Genomic DNA, 22,106 nt, shown 5'->3' with positions numbered 1-22,106 from the left:
CCGCACAACTGAGGCCAGGAGGCTCAGATCAGCCGATTCTCGAGTTTCTCGTCAAGCTGGCCTTAGTTGTGCGGCTGGTCACGCGACGACGGGTGGTCGAGGCGTCGACGATCCGGGCCTCGTCGGGCAGCGCGGCCTGGGCGTCCTCGGAGAACTCGCAGCAGCTTCCCGCTCGTGCAGCCGGGTCTCGATCTGGTGCGCGAGGACGGGCCGACTCCACCCGTGAACCACGTCCTCCGCGGCGTACCACTCACGCAGATCCTGGTCGTCGAGCTTGTCGAGCAGCTCGAGGACGTGGCCCCAAGGCAGTTGTCCAACGGGTCGTTGGACTACTGCGTCCTCGTCGGGCCCTGCCGTGGCCGGCGCATGGAGAACCTGCTGGTCGAGCCCGCAGCCCCGCAGGGGCGTATCGGGACCCGCCACCATCAGCAGATCAGGGCCTTGACCCGGCATTCTGACGCTGGTGGATCTCGATACGCCCGCTGCGCGGGCTACTCGATCAGCAAGACTGAGGCGATACCGGTGAGGTGAATCCTGACTCGGCCTTCGGACGCTGGTGGATCTATTTGGAGGAGATCATCCGCAAGCCTGTTGGTCGAGTAGCCCCGGAGGGGCGTATCGAGACCCACCACCGTCAGCAGATCGGAACGCCGATCCGCAGGTCTGAAGCTGGTGGATCTCGATACGCCCGCTGCGCGGGCTACTCGATCAGCGAGGGGCGCTGCTCACCAGCCGTCGTCGGAGTCGGCCTCGTCGGAGGTGTCGGCGGCGATCATCTCGACGATGGTGTCGACGGTCAGCCACGGGCCGTTGCTGACCTCGCCGATCTTCTCGCGGTCCTTGAAGACGACGATGCGGTCGCTGAGGCGCACCACCTCCTCGAGCTCGGAGGAGATGTAGACGACCGACACGCCCTCCTTCGCGAGCTGCGCGATGTGCGCCTGGATCTCGACCTTCGACGCGACGTCGATGCCGCGCGCGGGCTCGTCGAGCACGAGCAGGCGCGGCCGGGTGGCGAGCCAGCGCGCGAGGACCACCTTCTGCTGGTTGCCTCCGGAGAGGTACTTGACCGGCAGGTCCGGGTCGGCCGGAGTGATGTTGAGCGCCTCGACGTAGGTCGCGACGAGCGTGTCCGTCTCGGCCGCCGACAGCGGGTGCGCCCAGCCGCGCAGCGCCTGCAGGCCCAGCACGAGGTTCTCGCGGAGGGAGAGGTCGCCGATGATGCCGTCCTCGCGGCGGTTCTCGCTCGAGTGGGCGATGCGGTGGCGCAGGCCCGACACCGGGTCGGTGATCTGCGCGGGCTCGCCGTCGATCAGCACCCGGCCGCTGTCGGCCTTCTCCACTCCGCTGAGGAGGGAGGCGAGCTCGGTGCGCCCGGAGCCGCGCAGCCCCGCGAAGCCCACGATCTCGCCGCGGTGCAGCTCCAGATCGGTCGGCGCGACCGCTCCGCGCCGGCCGATGCCGTACGCGCGGTAGATCGCAGGCCCGGTCGGCTGCCGGCGGTGCTCGCGGCGGTCGGAGCCGATCTGCCGCAGCGCCTCGATGTCCTCGCCGATCATCTTCGCGATCAGCTCCGCGCGGTCCATCGCGCGCGCCGGGTACTCGCCGACGGTGCGGCCGTCGCGCAGCACCGTCACCCGGTCGGACAGCGTGAGGACCTGCTCGAGGAAGTGCGACACGAACACGATCGCGACGCCCTGGTCGCGCAGCCTCCGCAGCACGGCGAACAGGCGTGCCACGTCGCCGAGGTCGAGGCTCGACGTCGGCTCGTCGAGGATCAGCACGCGGGGCCGGTCGACCATGGCGCGGCCGATGGCGACCAGCTGGCGGATGGCGGGGGAGAGGGAGCGCAGCGGCAGGTGCGAGTCGAGGTCGCCGAGGCCGAGCTCGGCGAGCATCTCGGCCGCTCTGGCGTGGGTGCGCGACCACGAGATGCCGAGGCGGCCGCGGATCTCGTGGCCGATCATCACGTTCTCGCCGATGCTGAGGTTGTCGGTCAGCCGCTCGTCCTGGAAGACGGCGGTGATGCCGGCCGCCTTCGCATCGGCGGGCCCGGAGAAGCGGCGCGCGACTCCGTCGAGCACGATCGAGCCGGCATCGGGCTGGTGGATGCCGGTGAGGGTCTTGATCAGCGTCGACTTGCCGGCGCCGTTCTCGCCCATCAGCCCGTGGATCTCGCCCGGGACCAGCCGCAGACTCGCCCCCGCGAGCGCCGGGCCCGAGGAGAAGGCGACGCTGATGCCCGACATCTCGACCACGGGGTCGGCGCATCTCGGAGTCGTCCTCGACTGGAATGCCACGTGCCGTCCTCGGTTCGTGTCGGGCGCGCCGTCGGGAACGGAACGCCAGGGTGCCGCCGATGATACGCGAGCGCGGCCCCGCGGATCACCCCCTCCCGCGTCAGGCGCGCGGGGGAGCCGTCGACTCGCGGACGACGAGCTCGGTGGGGATGCGGGTGCGCTGCGGGATCTCCTGGCCGCGGATCCGCGCGTGGATCACCTCGGCGACAGTGGTGCCGAGCCGGTCGAAGTCCTGCCGCACCGTCGTGAGGGGAGGCAGGAAGTGCCGCGCGGTCGGCAGGTCGTCGAAGCCGACGATGCTGACGTCCTCGGGCACCCGGATGCCGCGCTCGACGAGTCCGTGGATCACTCCGAGCGCCATCTCGTCGTTCGCGACGACCATGGCGGTGAAGTCGGGGACCGAGCGCAGGCTCTTCGCGAAGTCGTAGCCGGAGTCGGGGGTCCAGTCGCCGACGACGATCGGGCGCTCGTGCATCCCCCACTCCTTCGCGCGGGTGTGGAAGGCGCGCTCGCGGGCGCGCGCGTCGAGCCAGTCGAGGGGGCCCGAGAGGTGCAGCACGTCGCGGTGCCCGAGCGAGGCGAGGTGGTCGACGGCCTGGCTCATGCCGCCCTGCTGATCGACCGAGACGGTGAGGAAGCTCGGGTCCTTGTCGGACTTGACGACCAGGGTCGGCACGCCGATCTCGACGGTGCGCAGCGTCGCGACGGAGGAGGAGCGCGGCGCGATCACGCACAGCGCGTCGATCCCGAGGCCCGACAGGTGGTTGATGGCGTCGACCGGCGACATGTCCTGGTCGTCGCGGAGGGCGACGGAGGTGACCGAGTAGCCCTTCTCGCGGGCGGCCCGCTCGATCGCGCGCAGGGTGCTCGAGGGGCCGAACTCGGCTCCGCTCTCGATCATCACGCCGATGCGGTCGGTGCGCTGGGTGACGAGCGAGCGGGCGGCGATGTTGGGCCGGTAGTTGAGCTCGTCGACGGCCTCGAGGACCTTCTGCCGGGTCGACTCCTTGATGTTCGGGTGCCCGCTGAGCACCCGCGACACCGTCATGTGCGAGACGCCCGCGACCGCGGCGACATGGCGGAGGTTCGGCCGATCGGCCATGAGAGGACCTCCTCCGCTCCCCGGGCGGGTGAGCCGCGCACCCCCGGTGCGGGCGAGGTCGGGTGCCGGCGCCGTCGAGAGTGCGTCCAGCATAGTCAAGCAGGGTTGCGCGGCCGCGGCCTGCATGCTGGTCGAGTAGCCCGCAGGGGCGTATCGAGCGACGAGAAGTCGGCCCCTGTCGCCGCCCATGCTGGTCGAGCAGCCCCGCAGGGGCGTATCGAGACCCGCGAGCTTCAGGAGACCAAGCGCCTGACCGGGTCTTCTGAAGGACGTGGATCTCGATACGCCGCGTTCCGCGGCTACTCGATCAGCGAGGAGGGGCCACACGCAGGAGGCCACTCTTCTCAACAGACCCACCAGCTTCAGCGGATCATACTTCTGACCTGGACTTCTGAAGCTGGTGGATCTCGATACGCCCGCTGCGCGGGCTACTCGATCAGCGAGGAGTGGGCGGCCTCAGCTGACAGCGGGCCGCTGCGAGGGGTCAGCCGCAGCTGCGCGCGGAGTACGGCGCCGTGGTCGTCGCGGTGACGGCCTTGCCGCCGACGGTCGCCGTCGCGGTGACCGCGGCCTCGCCCGCGGCGAGCTGCGCCGCGCGGACGGTGTACGCGGCCGAGGCGCTCGAGCCCGGCTCCACGGCGGTGAACGTCTTCACGCCCTCCGCCGTCCGCACGGTCACGTCCATCGGCACGGTGTCGCCGTTCTTCGCGACGACCGTCAGCACCGGCTTGCCCGCGACGCAGCGCGAGGAGGCGGTGGCCGTGACCTTCAGCGACGCCTGCACGGTGACCGTGGCGGTCACCGGCATCCGCGACGCGTCCTGCGCGACTCCCGAGACCGTGAAGGTCCCGGCTGCGGCGTAGGAGCTCGGCGCGACGGCGTCCCACGTGACTCCGACCGACTGCCTCGCACCGGTCTTCGTCGTGATCTCGGCGCCGGGGAGCACGGGCGCGGTGCCCGCCTTGGTCGTCACCGCGATCGGAGCGACCGAGGCCACCGCGATCGAGGGCGCGAAGCCCTCGAGCACCTTCTGGTACTCGGCGCGGGTCACCGGGATGACCGTGCCGTGGCGGGGCGTCCCTCCGTCGGAGTTCTGCGGGAGGTTCGTCCGCAGCTTCGCTCCGAGCGGCTGCCACGAGTCGCCGTCCGCCAGGTCGTCGGAGCCGAACGGGATGTAGTGGTTCGGGCCGGCGTGGTAGTCGGGCTGGTCGATGAACAGGAACCAGTCGAGTCCGTTCACGTCGCCCTCGTTCGCCGGGAACACGTTGGGGCCCTCACCGCTCGTGAAGGTGCCGCCGGGCTCGCCGTTGGGCAGGCCCGAGGCGACGCGCTCCTTGACCAGGGTCCACTCGTCCGCGGGCCCCGTGGTGCCGGGCAGCGTGCCGCTCACGGTGGCGAGCAGATCCGTGCTCTTCTCCTCGCGCAGCGTCATCGACGCCTCGTCCTTGGTGAAGCGGTAGTAGGTGTCGCCGTCCTTCGCGATCGTCGAGTCGATGGTGCCGCGCCCGGTGCCGCGCTTGACGTCGATCCACGGCTTCGCCTCCGAGAAGGTGACGAAGTCGTCGGTCGTCGCGTACATCATCTGGTTGTAGGTGACCGCGGTGCGGTCGGCCGCGTTCGTCGTCGGGTACATGTTCGAGGCCCAGAACACCACGTAGGTGTCGAGCTCGTCGTCCCAGTACGCCTCCGGGGCCCAGGTGTTGCCGGCGAAGTCGGTCGAGACCTTCACGTGGCGCTGCGCCGACCAGTCGACGAGGTCGGTCGACTCCCACACCTCGATGTACTTCGAGCCCGACTTCTGGGCCGTGTCGAAGCCGCCGGCGAGGCCGTCGATCTTGAGGTCGGTGGCGAGCATGAAGAACGTGTCGCCCTCGGGGGAGCGGACGATGAACGGGTCGCGCAGGCCCTGAGTGCCCTGCGTCGAGGTGAACACCGGCTGGCCGCTGTTGAGCGTGTTCCAGCTCAGCGCGTCGTCGCCCTTCGAGGCGGCGAGGCTGACGCGCTCGGCGCCGGCGCCCTCACCGGTGAAGAAGGCCCACACGTAGGCCTCGGTGTCCTCGGTGCCGGTGGGGAGCGGCTGGAGGCGCAGCGTGAAGTCGCGCGTCTTCACGACGGATCCGCTGGTCGCCGTCGCTCGGACCACGACGTCGGTCGCCGGGGAGCCCGCCTGCGGCCGGTCGACGACGATCGTGCGGCTGTCGGCGGTGCTGCCGGCGCGCACGGTGGTGGTGCTCGATCCGACGACGCTCCACTCGATGCTGGAGCCGAGCGCGCCGCGCGCGGGCACCGAGACGTTCGTGCGGACGTCGGAGGCGTTCGGGATGCTGATCGCGTCGAGGTCGCGCTGGGCCTTGTCGGCGTCGGCGACGTCGGCGACGACCTTCACGAGGTAGTCGACCGAGCGGGTGTCGGTGCCCGAGGTGTAGGTCGCGGTGAGCACGACGGAGGCGTCGGGGGAGCCGGCCGCGGGGCGGGTGACCGCGGCGGTCGCTCCGCTCACCGCGATCGCCGGGCTGTTCGAGCGCCAGGTGATGGCGACCCCGGAGGAGCTGGCGGGCAGCGCGAAGTCGGCCGTCGCCTCCGTCGGGATCGTCACCGAGGCGACGGCGCGGTCGAGGGCCTCGGAGGAGTAGAGCGCCTTCACGGCGTCGGCGCTGAGCGCGCTGCCGTAGACGGCGAAGTCGTCCACGTCGCCGCTCCAGCCGGGGTCGTTGTAGGTGGAGCGCGCGAGGTAGGCGACGAGGGAGGTGCCGAACGAGGCGACATCGCGCGCGATCGCGTTCTGGCTGATGCGGGTGCCGTTGAGGTAGACCGACAGGGTGCCGGTGGTGCCGTCGATGACGGTCGTGTAGAGCGAGAGGCCCGACGGGGTGCGGGCTCCCGTGGTGCCGGCGTTGGTCGATCCGGGCCCGACCTCGGTGCCCCACGGCGCGCCCGCGTTCACGGAGTTCGTGACGACCGACTTCACGTAGCCCGACGGGTTGCTCGGGTTGAGCAGCCAGTAGCCGGACGAGTTCGAGGCGCCGGAGGCGACGGGCGCGCCCACGAAGGCCGCTGCGACGTTGCCGGGGCCCGAGCGGGGCGAGAGCCAGGTCGAGAAGGTCAGGTCCTTCTTGCCGACGAGGCCCGCCGTGGGGATGTCGAGGTAGGGGGCGGCCGAGGCGGAGCCGCCGGGAAGGCTGATCAGCCCGTCGCGGAACGTGGCGCCGGTGCGACGCAGCGTCGCGTCGTAGCCGTTGCCGCTCGAGTCGGCGACCGTCGTGCCGGTCGGCGCGGTGTCGAAGGTGTAGTGCAGGAGGGGCTGCTCCGTCGCTCCGGAGGCGGGAACCGTGGCGCCGAGCAGCGCCGTGGTGGCGACGGTGGCGACCGCCAGAGCGGTCCTCACCGCCGATCGTGATCGTGTCATCAAGAACGTCCTCGTGGTCGATGCGGCGACGGAGGCGCGATCCACGACGGACCTGTGCGCCCTCGCACGGATTGTTAACGTGAACACCATAGGTCCGCGGGACTCTCCTCGACCAGCCCCCGAGGGCCGCGAAGCGGGACGCCTCTCGACGATTGACCGCGTCCACGGGCGCTGTTACCGTGAACAAAATTCTGACGATGGAGTCACCATGAGCACTCGACCGACCGACCGCGCTCTCCAGCCACCGGCGGTGCGCCGGCGTTCCACGGCCTGGCTGCTGATCCTCCTGGCGGCGATCGTCGCCCTGCCGCTCGCCGCCGCGAGCCCCGCGGTCGCGCTCGGTGAGCCGACCTTCACCAACCCGATCGAGCCGGACACCGCCGACCCGACCATCGAGTTCCACGACGGCAACTACTACCTGGTCGCCACCACGTGGGACAACCGCGTGGTGATGCGGAAGGCGCCGACCCTCGCGGCGCTCGGCACCGCGACTCCGACGACCGTCTACTCCGACACGAACCCCGGCCGGAACGCCAACATGTGGGCGCCCGAGCTGCAGCGCCTCAACGGCCCGAACGGCTGGCGCTGGTACCTGATGTACACGATGGGCACGGCCGGGAACTTCGACCGCCAGCACCTCCAGGTGATCGAGAGCGCGGGCGACGACCCGATGGGTCCGTACACCTACAAGGGGCGGCCGATCCCGACCGACGACTGGAACATCGACGGCTCCTACCTCGAGCTCAACGGCGAGCTCTTCATCACCTGGTCGGCGTTCTCGGCCGGGCCGAACCGTCTGCAGAACAACTACATCGCCCGGATGTCCGACCCGTGGACCGCCACCGGGCCGCTGAACGTGCTCTCGCAGCCGGTCGAGTCGTGGGAGACCATCGGCGCACCGGTGAACGAGGGCCCGGTCCCGCTCCAGAAGGACGGCCGCACCTGGATCGTCTACTCGGCCAGCTTCTGCGGCACCGAGGACTACCAGCTCGCCACCCTCGAGTACGGCGGGGGCGACCCCGTGCTCGCCTCCTCGTGGACGAAGAGCGACGGCCCGGTCTTCTCGAAGGCCAACGGCGAGTACGGCACCGGCCACAACGACTTCTTCGACTCGCCCGACGGCACCGAGACGTGGAACCTCTACCACGCCAACGCCCGCCCCGACGGGGGCTGCGGCCGTGAGCGCTCGGCCCGCGCGCACCTCGTCGAGTGGGCCGCCGACGGCGAGCCCGAGTTCGGCACCCCGCTCGGCACCTCGGCGCAGATCCCCGTGCCCAGCGGAGAGAACGCGCCGATCACCGCCCGCATCGACGGCGCCCCGTGGCAGCTCGTCAGCCGCAGCACCGGCCTCTGCGCGACGGTCTCGTCGGCCCAGAGCGGCGACGGCGCCTCCGTGGTGCAGGGACCGTGCTCGACTCCGCGCGCGAACTGGACGCTCGACCCCACCGGCGACGGCTACCTCCGGATCGTGAACGCCAGCAGCGGCAAGTCCCTCGGACCGGTCGGCTGCTCCACCGCCTCCGGAACGGCGCTGCAGCAGTCGGCGTGGCTCGCGGGCGGCTGCCAGCAGTGGACGGTGGCGCCCGGCGCGGGCGGGTACTCGACGCTGACCAGCCGCACGGGCGGCACGGTGCTCGATGCTGTCGGAGGCGCCGTCCGGCAGTCGACCCCGACCGCCGCCGCCTCGCAGGAGTGGGCGCTGCGCCCCTCCGGAGCGGTCGCCGTGACCTCGTTCGTCACCGGCAAGTCGTTCGATCTGCCGAACTGCTCCACCGCCGACGGCGCGGTGCTGCAGCAGCAGGAGTGGCTCGGCTCGCCGTGCCAGCGCGTCACCTTCACCGCCGCGGCGAACGGCGCCGTCGAGATCCACCCGGTCTCGGCCGCCGCCAAGTGCCTGTCGGTGACCGGAGGCTCCACCGCCGACGGAGCGACCGTCACCCAGGGCGCGTGCGGCATCACCGGGAGCGCCTGGCGCCTCCAGCCGCGCACCGACGGCACGATCGAGCTGCGCGCCGTGCACAGCGGCAAGGCTCTCGACCTCTCGAACTGCTCGGCCGAGAACGGCACGCGGATCGGCCAGTGGAGCGTGCTGAACAACGACTGCCAGCGCTTCCGCGTCTCGCTCGGTGCTCCGGCGCCGACCGTCGCGCTGCAGGTCGCCGCCACCTCGACGGTGCGCTGCGTGGCGGGCAAGCCGGTCATCACGACGACGGTGAAGAACACCGACGACCTGCCGGCCGACATCACGATCACCACCGCGGCCGGCACGAAGACGTTCCCGGCGGTCGCCGGCGGCAAGAACGCCACGGCGAGCTCGACGGTGCGGCAGGCGACGCTCGTCGCGGGGTCCGCCACCGTGTCGGGCGCCGGAGTCGACGACCAGGGGCGCGCGGTCACCACGACGGCGGCGTATCCGGCGATCACCTGCGGCTGAGCTTCTGACTGACGTAGGTCTCGATACGCCGCTGCGCGGCTACTCGACCAGCAGGCACTGCCCCGCCGACAGGCACTCTGCTGAATCCGCAGGCCCCGCGTTTCTTGCTGATCGAGTAGCCCGCGCAGCGGGCGTATCGAGATCCACCAGCGTCAGACATCACCCCTCCAGCACTGTGCGAAGGAGCACCATGCCCACCACCTCCAGGCGCGCGCCCCTGCGCGCCGTCCTCGCCGCCCTCGGGATCGGGGCGGTGCTCGCCTCGGGTCTCGTCGCGCCCGCCGCCACCGCCGCCGAGGCGCAGATCCCGTCCTCCGGGCTCCTCGCCGACTACCGCTTCACGCAGACGAGCGGGGCGAGCGTCCCGAACACCGCGGGAGGCGCCGTGGGACCCGCCCGTGTCGTGAACGGGACCGACGCGCTCTGGACCGGCACGTCACTCCGTCTCACCGGCGGCGCCAAGACCAGCGCCGCGCCCTGGGTCGAGCTGCCGGACGACCTGTTGAAGGGGAAGTCCTCGGCGACGGTCACCGTCGAGACGCGCGCCGACGCGTCGATGCTCTCGACCTTCCACTTCCTCTGGAACCTCGGCAGCGACAGCACCTCGCAGTACTGGTTCGCGTCGGTGCGCGACAGGGTGCGCACCGCGATCACGACCGGCGGAGGCGGCGCCGAGAACAACGCGCGCAGCGCCTCGGGCATCGCGGCCGACCGCTGGTACAGCCTCACCTCGGTGATCGACGGCACGGCCGGCACGATCTCGTTCTTCGTCGACGGCGTGCGCGTGGCGTCGGCGCCGACCGCGCTGCGCCCCTCCTCCGTGACCGACCAGTCGCTGAACACGATCGGCCGCGCGCCCTACCCCGACCCGTTCTACAAGGGGGAGGTCTCGGCGTTCCGCGTGTACGACCGGGCGCTGAGCGCCCAGGAGATCGTCGACGTCTCGACCGTGGACGCGAAGCCCCACGCGGCGACCTTCGCGCCGCTCGTCGCAGGGGTGCTCGACTCCGTCGCGGTTCCGGTGACAGTCGACGACTCGACCACGACCCTGCCTGACTACGGTGGAGCCGTGACCTGGGCCTCGAGCGACCCGGCCCTCCGCGTGACCGACGGCCGGACCCTTCAGGCGGACCGGCCCGCCGCGGGACAGGCCGCCCGGGCCTCGACGCTCACCGCCACCGCCTCGATCCGCGGAGTCGCGCAGACCCGGCAGATCGCCGTGACGGTCGAGCCGCAGGTCGGCGTCGACACCCCCTACGGATATCTGATGGTGCACTTCATCGAGGACGCGGCGGGCTACGCCGAGAAGATCTACCTCGACGTCTCGCGCGGCGACGACCCCGAGAAGTGGGACCCGCTGAACGGCGGGAAGCCGATCCTCGCCTCCGACCTCGGCACGACCGGCGTGCGCGACCCGTACCTCACCTACAACCCCGAGACGAAGAAGTACTACATCATCGCCACCGATCTGCGGGTCTTCGGCGGCGACCAGGGCGCCGGCTCGTGCACCACGTGGTGCTACTGGACCACGCAGGGCAGCACGAGGATGAACGTCTGGGAGTCGACCGACCTGGTGTCGTGGAGCGACCTGCGCCAGTTCGACGTGGCGCTCGACGGCGCGGGCGCGAAGGCGCTCGAGGCCGGCATGATGTGGGCGCCCGAGGCGACCTGGGTGCCCGACTACTACGCGGCGGGCAGGGGCGCGTTCGTCGTCTACTGGTCCTCCACCGTCTACGGCAGCGCCGCGCACACGCCGGGCACCGGCTCGTCGCGCGTTCTCTGGGGCGTGACCACCGACTTCACCCAGGCGACGTACTCGTACGGGGGCACGTTCATCGACACCGGGGCGGATGTCATCGACACGACCCTCATCCAGGACGACGGCACGACCTACCGGATCTCGAAGGACAACGGCACCGGCCGCGGCATCTACATGGAGTCGACGACGGCTCCGAAGTGGTGGCTGCCGGCGACGACGTGGACGCCGCTGCAGGACCGCATCGGCGCGGTCTGGGCGGGAGGGAACGCCGGGGGAGTGGAAGGGCCGGCCGTGTTCAAGGATCACGACACCGACCGCTGGTACCTCTACGCCGACGTGATCCCCTCCACCGGCTACCGGCCGATGGTGACCACCGACCTCGACGCGGGCTGGACGCAGCTGAACGACCCCGGCTTCTCGATGGCGCCGTCGACCAAGCACGGCGGAATCGTCTCGCTCACCGCGGGGCAGTACGCCGAGGTGCGCGCGGCGGATGCGGCGTCGGCCGTGCGCTCCGATCTCGGCGAGGTGGGCTCGGTCGCGGCGCTGCCGTCTCGCACCGACGTGGTGCTCGCCTACGGCCGCGGCACCGCGTCGCAGCCGGTGACGTGGGACGTCTCGTCGGTGGGCGCCGCTCCCGGCCGCTACGCGGTGACCGGCGTCGTGCGCACTCTGGGCGCGAACGACAACCAGTGGGTGGGGGCCGGCGGATCGACGGCCTACAACGCTCCCGGCCGCGTGCTCTCGAGCTCGACGGCCGTCCGCGTGACCGCCACGGTCGTGGTGACCGCGACGACGGCGACGCTCACCGCGTCGACCCGGTGCGTCGCGGGCAGGGTCGTGGTGACCGGAGTCGTGAAGAACACGGGCGCCTCCGCGGTCCCGGTCGTGATCCGCTCGGCGTGGGGCTCCTCGCCGGCGCTGACCGCGCCTGCGGGCGCGAACGCGACGCACGCCTTCACGACGCGGGCGGTGTCGGTGGCGGCCGGCACCCTGACAGCGACGGCCGGCGGCGCGACGCTCACGGCGCCGTACGCGGCCCGCAGCTGCGGCTGACGGGCGGCAGCGATCCGCCTGCCTGCTGATGCTGGTGGGTCTCGATACGCCGCCTGCGGCGGCTACTCGACCAGCGGGCTGGAGGGCGGGCGTCTCGCCCCCCCCCCCCCCGTCGCTGATCGAGTAGCCCGCGCAGCGGGCGTATCGAGATCCACGTCCTCCGGAGCGCGCGGCTCAGGGTGCGCGCCACTCGCGGAGGAACTCCTCCTCGTCCACGCGGACACTGCAGCGACCGGGCTCCGTCTGCTGGACTGTGCCGCATGATCCGATCCGGCCGCGAGCCGCTCGCCGTGCTGGTGCAGCCGGTCCTGACCGGCGCCGCCGCGCTGACCATCAGCCGACGGGCGCGACCGCTCGAGAACCGGCTGTTCACGGTGGGTCCCCGCGAGCCGGCGATCCTCCGGGCGCTGGGGGTCGGACGCTTCGGGCGGATGCTCGACCGGACGGGCTGGAACCGGCGGATCACGCGCCTGCGCGCCTACGACGGCACCCGCGCGGGTCTCGCGTCGCTCGATCAGCACACCCGGCGGTCGGAGCTCGTGCACCTCGCCGGTACCGCGGGCGGTGTCGCCGTCGCCGCCGCCGTCCTCCTCCGGGGTGCGCCTCGCGGGGCGGCGGGGCTCCTGGCCTCGACGATCGTGCTGCAGCTCTACCCGGCGCTGCTGCAGCGGCACGTCCGCGCGCGCATCCAGCGGGTCCGGCGTCGGGAGCCCGCCTCCGGACACGGCAAGCTGGAGGGATGACTGTGCCGACGACACCGCCCACCAGCCTCGACCGGGTCCGCGTCAGGGGCGCCCGGGAGAACAACCTCCGGAGCGTCGACGTCGACATCCCCCGCGACGCCCTCGTGGCTTTCACCGGCGTGTCCGGCTCGGGCAAGAGCTCGCTCGCCTTCGGCACGCTCTACGCGGAGGCGCAGCGGCGCTACTTCGAGTCGGTCGCGCCCTACGCACGGCGGCTCATCGACCAGGTGGGCGTGCCCGACGTCGACGCGATCGAGGGGCTGCCGCCCGCGGTCGCCCTGCCGCAGCGGCGCTCGAGCGGATCGGCGCGGTCGACGGTCGGCAGCGCCACAACCCTCTCGAGCGTGGTGCGCATGGTGTTCTCGCGGGTCGGCCGGTATCCGGAGGGGGCGCCGATGCTCTTCGCGGAGGACTTCTCGGCCAACACCGTCCAGGGCGCGTGCCCGACCTGTCACGGCATCGGGCGCGTCTACGACGTTCCCGACGAGCTGATGGTGCCCGACGAGTCGCTCACCATCCGCGACGGCGCCCTCGCCGCCTGGCCGACCGCGTGGCACGGCAAGCAGCTGCGCGACAGCCTGATCTCGCTCGGCTACGACATCGACGTGCCCTGGCGCGATCTGCCGGCCCACGAGCGCGACTGGATCCTGCACACGCCCGAGTCGCCCCAGGTGCCCGTCTGGACCGACCGCTCGCCCGCCGAGGTGCGCGAGGCCGTCGCCGCCGGGGTCGAGCCGAGGTACATGAGCACGTTCCTCGGGGTGCGCCGCTACGTCCTCGACACCTTCGCCGGCTCGAAGAGCGCCCGGATGCGCGAGCGCGCGGCGACGTTCCTGGTGAGCGTGGCGTGCGGCACCTGCGGTGGCAGGAGGCTGAAGCCCGAGGCGCTCGCCGTCACGTTCGAGGGCCGGGACATCACCGAGCTCTCCGCCCTCCCGCTCGAGGATCTCGTGGTCGTCATGAAGCGCGTGCTGGAGCCCGACTGGGCCGCGGCCGACGGCGCACCGCAGACCCGCCTGGCCGCGCAGCGCCTCGTCGAGGACCTGGTCGGGCGCATGTCGCCGATCATCGACCTCGGGCTCGGCTACCTCTCCCTCGACCGCTCGACGCCCACGCTCTCCTCCGGCGAGCTGCAGCGGATGCGCCTCGCCACCCAGGTCCTGTCGCGCCTGTTCGGCGTCGTCTTCGTCCTCGACGAGCCGTCCACCGGTCTGCACCCGGCCGACACGGAGGCGCTCCTCGGCATCCTGCGGACGCTCAAGGAGACGGGCAACACGGTCTTCTTCGTCGAGCACTCCCTCGAGGTCATCCGCCAGGCCGACTGGATCGTCGACATCGGCCCGGGCGCGGGGTCGGGTGGCGGGACCGTCGTCTACTCGGGCGAGCTCGCCGGCCTCACGGGCGCCCGCGACTCCGTCACGCGGCGCTACCTCTTCCCCGAGGGCGATCCCGTGCCGCTGCGCACCCGGCGCACGGCCGACGCGCGGATCGAGCTCGCCGGAGTCGCGCGCAACAACCTCCGCGACCTGGCGGTCTCGTTCCCGGTCGGCGTGCTGACGGCCGTCACCGGCGTCTCCGGATCGGGCAAGTCGACGCTGGTGAACCAGGCGCTCCCGGACCTGCTGCGGGCGAGCCTGCGCGCCGACGTCGCCGAGGACGCTCCCGCCGCGGAGGAGCGCTCCTCCGACGACCCGCTGCTCGACTCGACCGCCGACGCCACGCTCGGGAGCGCCTCGGGGCCGGCCGACCGCCTCCGCCGGGTCGTGCAGGTCAGCCAGACGCCCATCGGCCGCACCTCGCGCTCGAACGTGGCGACCTACACCGGCCTGTTCGACCGGGTGCGGGCCCTGTTCGCGGCGACTCCGGAGGCGAAGCGCCGCCGCTTCGGCGCGAGCCGCTTCTCGTTCAACCTGCCGAGCGGACGCTGCCCCGTCTGCAAGGGCGAGGGGTCGATCGAGGTCGAGCTGCTGTTCCTGCCGACCGTCGAGGCGCCCTGCGCGACCTGCGGAGGGACCCGCTACAACCCCGAGACGCTCGAGGTGACGCTGAACGGGCAGACGATCGCCGACGTCCTCGCACTCAGCGTCAGCGCGGCCCGCGACGTCTTCGCCGACGAGCCCGAGGTCGTCCGGCACCTCGACGCGCTGCTCGACGTCGGGCTCGGCTACGTCTCGCTCGGCCAGCCGGCCCCCGAGCTCTCGGGAGGCGAGGCGCAGCGGGTGAAGCTCGCCTCGGAGCTGCGTCGCGCCCAGCGCGGCGACACCCTCTACCTGCTCGACGAGCCGACCTCGGGCCTGCACCCCGCCGACGCCGACCGCCTGCTCGGCCACCTGCAGCACCTGGTCGACGCGGGCAACACCGTGATCGTCGTCGAGCACGACATGCGGATCGTCGCGGACGCCGACTGGGTCATCGACCTCGGCCCCGGAGCGGGCCAGGCGGGCGGCTCGATCGTCGCGACGGGCACTCCGGAGGAGGTCGCGCGGTCCTCCGCGAGCCGCACCGCGCCCTACCTGCTGGAGGCCCTCGCTCAGCGCCGGTGAGGGCGGGGGCGGGGCTTCGCAGTCGCTCGGTTCCCGCACCGAAACCTCACCGAAACGCGTTTGTTCACGGTAACATTTCGCGAATTCGGTGAGGACGTTCCGCTCTCTCGCCGTCCCCTGACGTTCTCAATGACGAGAGGCTCCACGAATGACGACGAGACGACGGACACCGATCGCGGCGGCGGCGGTGATGGCACTGACGGCGGGACTGCTCGCGGTCGGGCCGACCGCGCAGGCCGCCCCCGCCACCTCCCTCGACAGCAGCAAGGTGCTCGAGCTGCCGTTCGACGGCAGCATCGCCGACACGAGCGGGCGCGGCACCACGGTCGGGATGCAGAAGGGCACGGCCGCCTACGGCACCGGCCTCGCCGGCCAGGCCTTCGAGTTCACCGGCTCCAACGCCGTGTCGCTCGGCACGGATGCGCGCCTGCAGCCCGCGAACCTGACCGTGTCGTTCTGGTACAGGCCGACCGCGGCGATGACCGGCGAGCAGGTCTTCACCTGGAACAAGACGGCCTACAACTCCGACGGCTGGTACCTCACCTCCGAGGGCGACGGCACGCCCCTCGCTCTCTCGATCGGCCCGTCGTCCGGCCAGCCCTACAAGGTCGCGATCGACGCCCCGCGCGCCGGCTTCTTCCCGGTCGGGGAGTGGACCCACGTGGTCGCGACCTACGACAAGACCACGAAGGACGTCGCCTTCTACCGCAACGGCGTGAAGCAGCCGAGCACGGTGAAGTACGCCGCGACCGGCGCGGCCACCGGCGTCCTCGGCTCCGAGGGCACGTCGACCAAGACCATCGGCTTCAACGGCCCCCAGTACAACGGCGCGCACCTGCGCGGCCTGCTCGACGACTACGTCCTCTACGACGCCGTCGCCACGACCTCCGACATCGTCGCGCTGACGAAGGCGCACAACGCGGCGTTCGACGCGAAGGCGGTCGCCCAGTCCGACCTCGACGCGATCACGCTCCCCGCCGGCACGAGCACCGGATTCTCGGTACCGCTGAAGGGCGCGAAGGGCTCCGACATCACCTGGTCCTCCTCCGACACCGCCACGATCGCGATCGACGGAGGCACCGCGACGGTCACCCCCGGCACCGCGGCGACGACGGTCACCGTCACCGGCTCCGCGACCTACGGAGGCAGCGCCGCCGCTACGAGGGCGTACACGATCCAGGTGCAGCCGAAGGGCGTGAAGAGCTCGGTCCACCTGCAGGAGGCGGGTCTCTCCGACGTCACCGTCCAGGATCCGTACCTCGACAACGGCGAGCAGCAGACCGTCGAGTACCTGCTCAGCCTCGACCCCGAGATGTTCCTCTACTCCTTCTACCGCGAGGCGGGCCTGACCCCGACGACCGCGGGCGGCTACGGCGGCTGGGAGCGCGCGAACGGCACGAGGTTCCAGGGCCACTTCTTCGGCCACTACCTCTCCGGCCTCTCCCAGGCCTACGCGACCGAGCAGGACGCGACCACCAAGGCCGCTCTGCTCGCGAAGCTGACCGCCTCCGTCGACGGCCTGAAGAAGGTGCAGGACGCCTACGCGGCGAAGGACCCGGCGAACGCGGGCTACGTCTCGCCGTTCCCGGTGAGCTACCTGCCGAGCGGAGCCGACGGCCTGCTCGTGCCCTTCTACAACCTGCACAAGGTGCTCGCGGGCCTGCTCGACGCGCACCAGTACGCTCCCAGCGCCGTCTCGTCGAAGGCCCTCGTGGTCGCCGACGGCTTCGGCTCCTGGATCACGAACTGGGCCGGCCGCCAGGCCAACCCGGCGCAGCTGCTGAACACCGAGTACGGCGGGATGAACGAGGCGCTCTACCGCCTCTACGAGGTCACCGAGAAGCCGGCGCACAAGCGCGCGGCCGAGTACTTCGACGAGACCGCGCTGTTCCAGCGCCTCGCGAACAACGAGGACGTCCTGAACGGCCTGCACGCGAACACGACGATCCCCAAGCTGATCGGCGCGCTCAAGCGCTACACCGTCTTCACCGACAATCCCTCGCTCTACGCCACGCTGACCGCCGCCGAGAAGGCGGACCTCGACATGTACCGCCGGGCCGCCGAGAACTTCTTCCGGATGGTCGACGAATCGCACACCTACGCGAACGGCGGCAACAGCCAGTCCGAGCACTTCCACGCCCCCGACACCCTCTACCAGTACGCCACCACGGGCCAGACCACCGGATACGGCGAGAACTCCACGTCCGAGGGCTGCAACATCTACAACATGCTCAAGCTCGCCCGGGCGCTGTTCCAGGTGACGAAGGACGTGAAGTACGCCGACTTCTACGAGGACGCGTTCATCAACGGCGTCCTGTCGGTGCAGAACCCCGAGTCCGGGATGGTGACGTACTTCCAGCCGCAGACCGCGGGCTACGCGAAGGTCTTCGGCAAGGAGCTCGACGAGTTCTGGTGCGACCACGGCACCGGCGTCGAGAGCTTCACCAAGCTGGGCGACTCGATCTACTTCGAGGGCGACAGGACGGTCTACGTGAACCAGTTCCGCTCCTCCGTGCTCAGCTCGGCGGGCAGCAACCTGAAGCTCACGCAGACGGCCGACATCCCGAACACCGACACGGCGAGCTTCACGGTCGCCGCTCTGGGTGCCGGAGCGGTCGCCGACGGAATGACGCTGCGCCTCCGCATCCCCTCGTGGGTCGACGGAGCGCCGACGCTCACCGTCAACGGCGCCGCGCGAGCCGTCACGGCCGAGGGCGGCTACGCCGTCGTCGCGGTGAAGGCGGGCGACACGCTCACCTGGAAGCTGCCCGCCGCGGTCGCCGCCGTCGCGGACACCGAGAACGCGAACTGGACGGCCTTCACGTACGGACCCGTGCTGCTCGCGACCGAGCTCAACCGGAACAACGTCGCCGCCTCGTACCCCGCGGGCGTGCTCGTCCAGATGAGCGTCGCCGACAAGTCGGTGAACTCGAACGTCGTCGTCGCGAACGCTGCCCAGTGGACCTCCGCGGTGAAGCAGAACCTGCTGCGCCTCCCCAACGGCGTGAACGCCAACGGGATGCAGACGATGCGCTTCGGCATGACGAACGTCGACGCCGCGTCCGAGGCCCGCGTGTTCCAGCCGTACTACAGCCTGTACAACGCGCGCTACGCGACGTACATGACGCTGATCGCCCCCGACTCCGCCGAGGCGCAGGCGCTGATCCTCAAGCAGAAGCAGCAGCTGCGGGTCGACGAGACGACGATCGACTCGCTCACCTCGTTCGACAACAACAACAGCGAGGCCGACAAGAACTACAAGTACAACCGGTCGGCCGTCGGGACGTGGCGCGGCGAGGGCTACCGCGACGGCGAGAGGGCGGCGGATGCGTACTTCCAGTACGACATGATCGTCGACCCGACCCTGCCTGCGAACTACCTCGGCGTCCGCTACTACGCGGGTGACGCGGGCCGCACGTTCGACGTGTACGTCAACGACGTGAAGCTCAAGACCGAGGTGATCTCGGGGGCCGCCGGCTCGACGAACTGGTACGTGCAGTACGACGAGATCCCGCGCGCGGTGCTCGACGGCATCGCCGCGAAGGACAGCTACAAGCGCAACCAGGCGGGCGCGTACGTGCTCGACGCCCAGGGGAACAGGGTGCCCAAGGTCACCGTGCGCTTCCAGGGCACCGGGACCGCGAGCAACGTCGGCGGCGTCTACGGCGTCTACACGACGGAGTCGACCGGCTACGCGACGAGCGCCGAGCTGACGAAGCTCGCCTCCGACGTCGGGACCCTGTCTCCGGCGCTGGCGACCGGCGTCCGCGACTACACGCTGACCGTGCCGGTCCCGACGACGAGCGTCGCGCTCGACCTCGACCCGGCCGTGGCGAGCGGACTGGTGAGGGTCGACGGCGTGCTGATCGACGACACCGCAGCGCGCACGGTGACCCTGGCGGCCTCGGGGACCACGGACGTCGTGATCACCTCCTCCGCTCAGGACCACACGACGATCGCGACCTACCGGCTGGCGATCGTGAAGGCGGCCCCCGCAGCGGTCGTCGACATGACGGTCACCGCCACGACGCGCTGCGTCGCGGGCAAGGTCGTGCTGACGGTGACGGCTCGCAACGACGCGACGGCGGCCGCCGCGATCACGCTCACCTCCCCCTTCGGCTCGAAGGCCTTCACCGGAGTGAAGCCGGGCGCGAGCGCGACGCACGCGTTCACGACGCGCGCGGTCTCGATCCCGGCGGCCACCGCCTCGGCGACGGCCACCGCCACGATCGACGGCAAGGCCGTCACGACGACGAAGGAGGCGCCCTACTCGGCCCGCTCCTGCGGCTGACCCGCGACCGGACCGACGGCGGCCGCCGGGGGGAGCTCCTCCGGCGGCCGCCGTCGTTACCGAACCGTTACCGAATGTCGTCGGTGCGGACCAAACCACCAGCACCCTGCGAACGGGCAGGTCAAGAGCGAATCATGACTCCCATGAAACAGACAGCAGGAGCCGCGCGCGTCCACCAGTGGCGCTTCCTCGCGCTCGCCGCCTTCGCCGGCATCGTCGTCGCCGGAGTCCTGCTCGCGGTCGCCGAGCTCGTCGCCCTCCTCGTCGCGCGGACCGCGAGCCCCGTGCTCGCGCTCGGCTCCTTCGTCATCGACATCGTGCCGCGCCCCCTCAAGGAGTTCGCGATCACGACCTTCGGTGAGAACGACAAGGTCTTCCTGCTGATCGGCGTCGGCGTCGCCGTGCTGGTGGCCGCCGCCGTCGCCGGAGTGCTGCAGCTGATCCGCCCGCCGCTCGGTCAGATCCTGCTGGTCGTCGCGGGCGGCCTCTCGATCGCCGCGATCGTCACCCGCGCCGGGGCCGGCGCGCTCTCGGCCGTGCCCACCCTGGTCGGGCTCGTCGTGGCCGTCGTCGTGATGCACCTGATCTTCTCCCGGCTGCGCCGCTGGCGCGCTGAACGGGCCTCGGAGGCGAGGGGAACAGCCTCCGAGGCTCGCGGCCTCGAGCGCCGCGGCTTCCTCCGCATCACCCTGATCGCCGCTGTCGGCGCGGCCGTGGTCGGCACCGGAGCCCGCCTGGTGAACGCCGCGACCTCGTCGCTGGCGAGCGTCCGCGAGGCGCTGCGCCTCCCGAGCCCCCGCACCACTGTCACGGTGCCCGCCGGCGCCGACCTCGGCATCGACGGACTCTCGCCGCTCTACACGCCCAACGCCGATTTCTACCGCGTCGACACCGCGCTGACGGTCCCCACCGTCGACCCGTCGACCTGGACCCTGAAGGTCTCGGGGATGGTCGACCAGGAGGTGACGCTCACCTTCCAGCAGCTGCTCGACATGGGCCTCGACGAGTACGGCGTCACCCTCACCTGCGTCTCGAACGAGGTCGGCGGCGGTCTCGTCGGCAATGCGAAGTGGCTCGGAGTCCCGATCCGCGACGTGCTCGCGATGGCCGGCGTGCAGGGCGGCGCCGACATGGTGCTCTCGACCAGCGCCGACGGCTACACCGCCAGCACCCCGCTCGGTGCGCTGACCGACGACGGTCTCGACGCGATCCTCGCCGTCGGCATGAACGGCGAGCCGCTGCCCCTCGAGCACGGGTTCCCGGTGCGGATGGTCGTGCCCGGCCTCTACGGCTACGTCTCGGCCACCAAGTGGCTGACCGAGCTGAAGGTCACCACCTTCGCGGCCGACGAGGCCTACTGGACCCCGCGCGGCTACTCCGCCGAGGCCCCGATCAAGATGTCGTCGCGCATCGACACCCCGCGCATCGACGCCGCGATCCCCGCCGGCCCGACCAAGATCGCGGGCATGGCCTGGGCGCAGTCGATCGGCATCGACAAGGTCGAGGTCAGCATCGACGACGGCGACTGGCAGGCCGCGACCCTGTCGACTCCCGTGAACCTCGACACCTGGGTGCAGTGGTACGTCGACTGGGAGGCCGAGAGCGGATCGCACTACGTCGCCGTCCGGGCCACCGACGCGAACGGCACCCTGCAGATCGAGGACCGCGCCCCCATCGCCCCGAACGGCTCGAGCGGCTGGCAGCGCACCCTCGTCCGCGTGAGCTGACGCGGGTCCACTCGACGAAGCCGCTTCGCGTCTCGATGGAGAGGTAGAAGTGGCCGCAGCCGCCAGCCCGCTGGTCGAGTAGCCGCCGCAGGCGGCGTATCGAGACCCACCTCGTTCAGCGGGCCGGGGGCGAGGGCGTGTCCTCAGGCTTCGGGAAGGTCTTCTTCGAGGCGCGGCGGAGGGCCGTGTAGTCGCCGCGCATGAGGGCTTCGCGCTTCGCGCGGCTCCAGTTCTGGATGCGCTTCTCCCACCAGAAGGCCTCGGCGATGCTCTCGAACTCCTGGTGCCAGAGCAGGGTGACCGGCAGACGTCTGCTCGTGTACTCGGCGCCCTTGCCCATCATGTGCGCGTCGACGCGTCGGTGGAGCGAGCGTGTGCTGCCGACGTAGTAGCTGCCGTCGCTGCAGCGGAGGATGTAGACGAAGGCCATGAAGACGAGCGTTGCGGTCGCAGCCGGAGGTTGCCGGTGTCGTCTCCGGTTCTGGGGAGAAGGCGGACGCCGTGGTGCCTGTTGCGGCATCGCCGCCGTTCGTCCGGCCGCCCGCCTGCTGGTCGAGTAGCCGCCGCAGGTGGCGTATCGAGACCCCCGTCCGTCAGTAGGCGAGGCGTGCAGGCCGGACGTGTTGATGAAGGTGGATCTCGATACGCCCGCTGCGCGGGCTACTCGATCAGCATGCAGGGGGGGGGGGCAGGGTCGGCGCTGGCTGGTCGAGTAGCCGCTGCAGGTGCCGTATCGAGACCACCG

11 protein-coding genes are annotated in these 22,106 nt (G+C 71.2%); 6 read left to right on the top strand and 5 right to left on the bottom strand.

Annotated elements, in window-relative coordinates; all coding sequences use genetic code 11:
- Window positions 1–78: 78 nt before the first annotated feature.
- The 4 genes from GRS96_RS20825 to GRS96_RS00825 form a co-directional block, all read right to left on the bottom strand.
- A complete protein-coding gene (locus GRS96_RS20825) occupies window positions 79–426 on the bottom strand; it encodes a DUF1016 N-terminal domain-containing protein (RefSeq protein ID WP_328612386.1) in 348 nt (115 codons plus the stop codon).
- Between the two features lie 299 nt (window positions 427–725).
- Complete coding sequence (locus tag GRS96_RS00835) at window positions 726–2,300, bottom strand: sugar ABC transporter ATP-binding protein (RefSeq protein ID WP_328612385.1); 1,575 nt, start codon at window positions 2,298–2,300, stop codon at window positions 726–728.
- A gap of 100 nt (window positions 2,301–2,400) precedes the next feature.
- Complete coding sequence (locus tag GRS96_RS00830) at window positions 2,401–3,402, bottom strand: LacI family DNA-binding transcriptional regulator (RefSeq protein ID WP_159855420.1); 1,002 nt, start codon at window positions 3,400–3,402, stop codon at window positions 2,401–2,403.
- A gap of 484 nt (window positions 3,403–3,886) precedes the next feature.
- Window positions 3,887–6,808 (bottom strand): immunoglobulin-like domain-containing protein, encoded by a 2,922-nt coding sequence (locus tag GRS96_RS00825; protein ID WP_159987456.1) that lies wholly within the window; start codon window positions 6,806–6,808, stop codon window positions 3,887–3,889.
- Window positions 6,809–7,016: 208 nt separating this feature from the next.
- Between GRS96_RS00825 and GRS96_RS00820 the strand changes: the two genes are divergently transcribed.
- The 6 genes from GRS96_RS00820 (at window position 7,017) to GRS96_RS00795 (ending at window position 21,361) form a co-directional block, all read left to right on the top strand.
- Window positions 7,017–9,242 carry an RICIN domain-containing protein gene (locus GRS96_RS00820; protein ID WP_204162011.1) on the top strand — a complete coding sequence of 742 codons (2,226 nt, stop codon included), beginning with the start codon at window positions 7,017–7,019 and terminating at the stop codon, window positions 9,240–9,242.
- Between the two features lie 190 nt (window positions 9,243–9,432).
- Entirely contained in the window at window positions 9,433–12,057 is a 2,625-nt protein-coding gene (locus GRS96_RS00815) for a LamG-like jellyroll fold domain-containing protein (protein WP_159987455.1), read from the top strand.
- A 260-nt stretch (window positions 12,058–12,317) separates the two neighbouring features.
- Window positions 12,318–12,800, top strand: coding sequence for a hypothetical protein (locus tag GRS96_RS00810; protein ID WP_159987454.1), 483 nt, complete (start codon window positions 12,318–12,320; stop codon window positions 12,798–12,800).
- Window positions 12,797–15,343, top strand: coding sequence for an excinuclease ABC subunit UvrA (locus tag GRS96_RS00805; protein WP_159987453.1), 2,547 nt, complete (start codon window positions 12,797–12,799; stop codon window positions 15,341–15,343). The genes GRS96_RS00810 and GRS96_RS00805 overlap by 4 nt, the downstream gene beginning before the upstream one ends.
- Before the next feature lie 148 nt (window positions 15,344–15,491).
- Window positions 15,492–19,634, top strand: a complete 4,143-nt coding sequence (locus GRS96_RS00800; RefSeq protein ID WP_159987452.1) for a beta-L-arabinofuranosidase domain-containing protein — start codon at window positions 15,492–15,494, stop codon at window positions 19,632–19,634.
- Window positions 19,635–19,777: 143 nt separating this feature from the next.
- Window positions 19,778–21,361, top strand: coding sequence for a molybdopterin-dependent oxidoreductase (locus GRS96_RS00795; RefSeq protein WP_235021894.1), 1,584 nt, complete (start codon window positions 19,778–19,780; stop codon window positions 21,359–21,361).
- A gap of 115 nt (window positions 21,362–21,476) precedes the next feature.
- On the opposite strand, the gene GRS96_RS00790 is transcribed toward GRS96_RS00795, so the two are convergent.
- Window positions 21,477–21,791 (bottom strand): GIY-YIG nuclease family protein, encoded by a 315-nt coding sequence (locus GRS96_RS00790; RefSeq protein ID WP_159855436.1) that lies wholly within the window; start codon window positions 21,789–21,791, stop codon window positions 21,477–21,479.
- Window positions 21,792–22,106 lie beyond the last annotated feature (315 nt).

The organism is Rathayibacter sp. VKM Ac-2803 (assembly GCF_009807175.1).
Classification (GTDB): Bacteria; Actinomycetota; Actinomycetes; order Actinomycetales; family Microbacteriaceae; genus Rathayibacter.
The sequence above is the reverse complement of the archived record's forward strand: the minus strand, read 5'-3'. Positions and strand labels throughout refer to the sequence as shown.

Coding starts and splice junctions, on each gene's coding strand:
- GRS96_RS00825 (WP_159987456.1), bottom strand. CDS start 6,808: ATGACACGATCACGATCGGCGGTGAGGACCGCTCTGGCGGTCGCCACC.
- GRS96_RS00790 (WP_159855436.1), bottom strand. CDS start 21,791: ATGGCCTTCGTCTACATCCTCCGCTGCAGCGACGGCAGCTACTACGTC.
- GRS96_RS00810 (WP_159987454.1), top strand. CDS start 12,318: ATGATCCGATCCGGCCGCGAGCCGCTCGCCGTGCTGGTGCAGCCGGTC.
- GRS96_RS00805 (WP_159987453.1), top strand. CDS start 12,797: ATGACTGTGCCGACGACACCGCCCACCAGCCTCGACCGGGTCCGCGTC.
- GRS96_RS00815 (WP_159987455.1), top strand. CDS start 9,433: ATGCCCACCACCTCCAGGCGCGCGCCCCTGCGCGCCGTCCTCGCCGCC.
- GRS96_RS00820 (WP_204162011.1), top strand. CDS start 7,017: ATGAGCACTCGACCGACCGACCGCGCTCTCCAGCCACCGGCGGTGCGC.
- GRS96_RS20825 (WP_328612386.1), bottom strand. CDS start 426: ATGGTGGCGGGTCCCGATACGCCCCTGCGGGGCTGCGGGCTCGACCAG.
- GRS96_RS00800 (WP_159987452.1), top strand. CDS start 15,492: ATGACGACGAGACGACGGACACCGATCGCGGCGGCGGCGGTGATGGCA.
- GRS96_RS00830 (WP_159855420.1), bottom strand. CDS start 3,402: ATGGCCGATCGGCCGAACCTCCGCCATGTCGCCGCGGTCGCGGGCGTC.
- GRS96_RS00795 (WP_235021894.1), top strand. CDS start 19,778: ATGAAACAGACAGCAGGAGCCGCGCGCGTCCACCAGTGGCGCTTCCTC.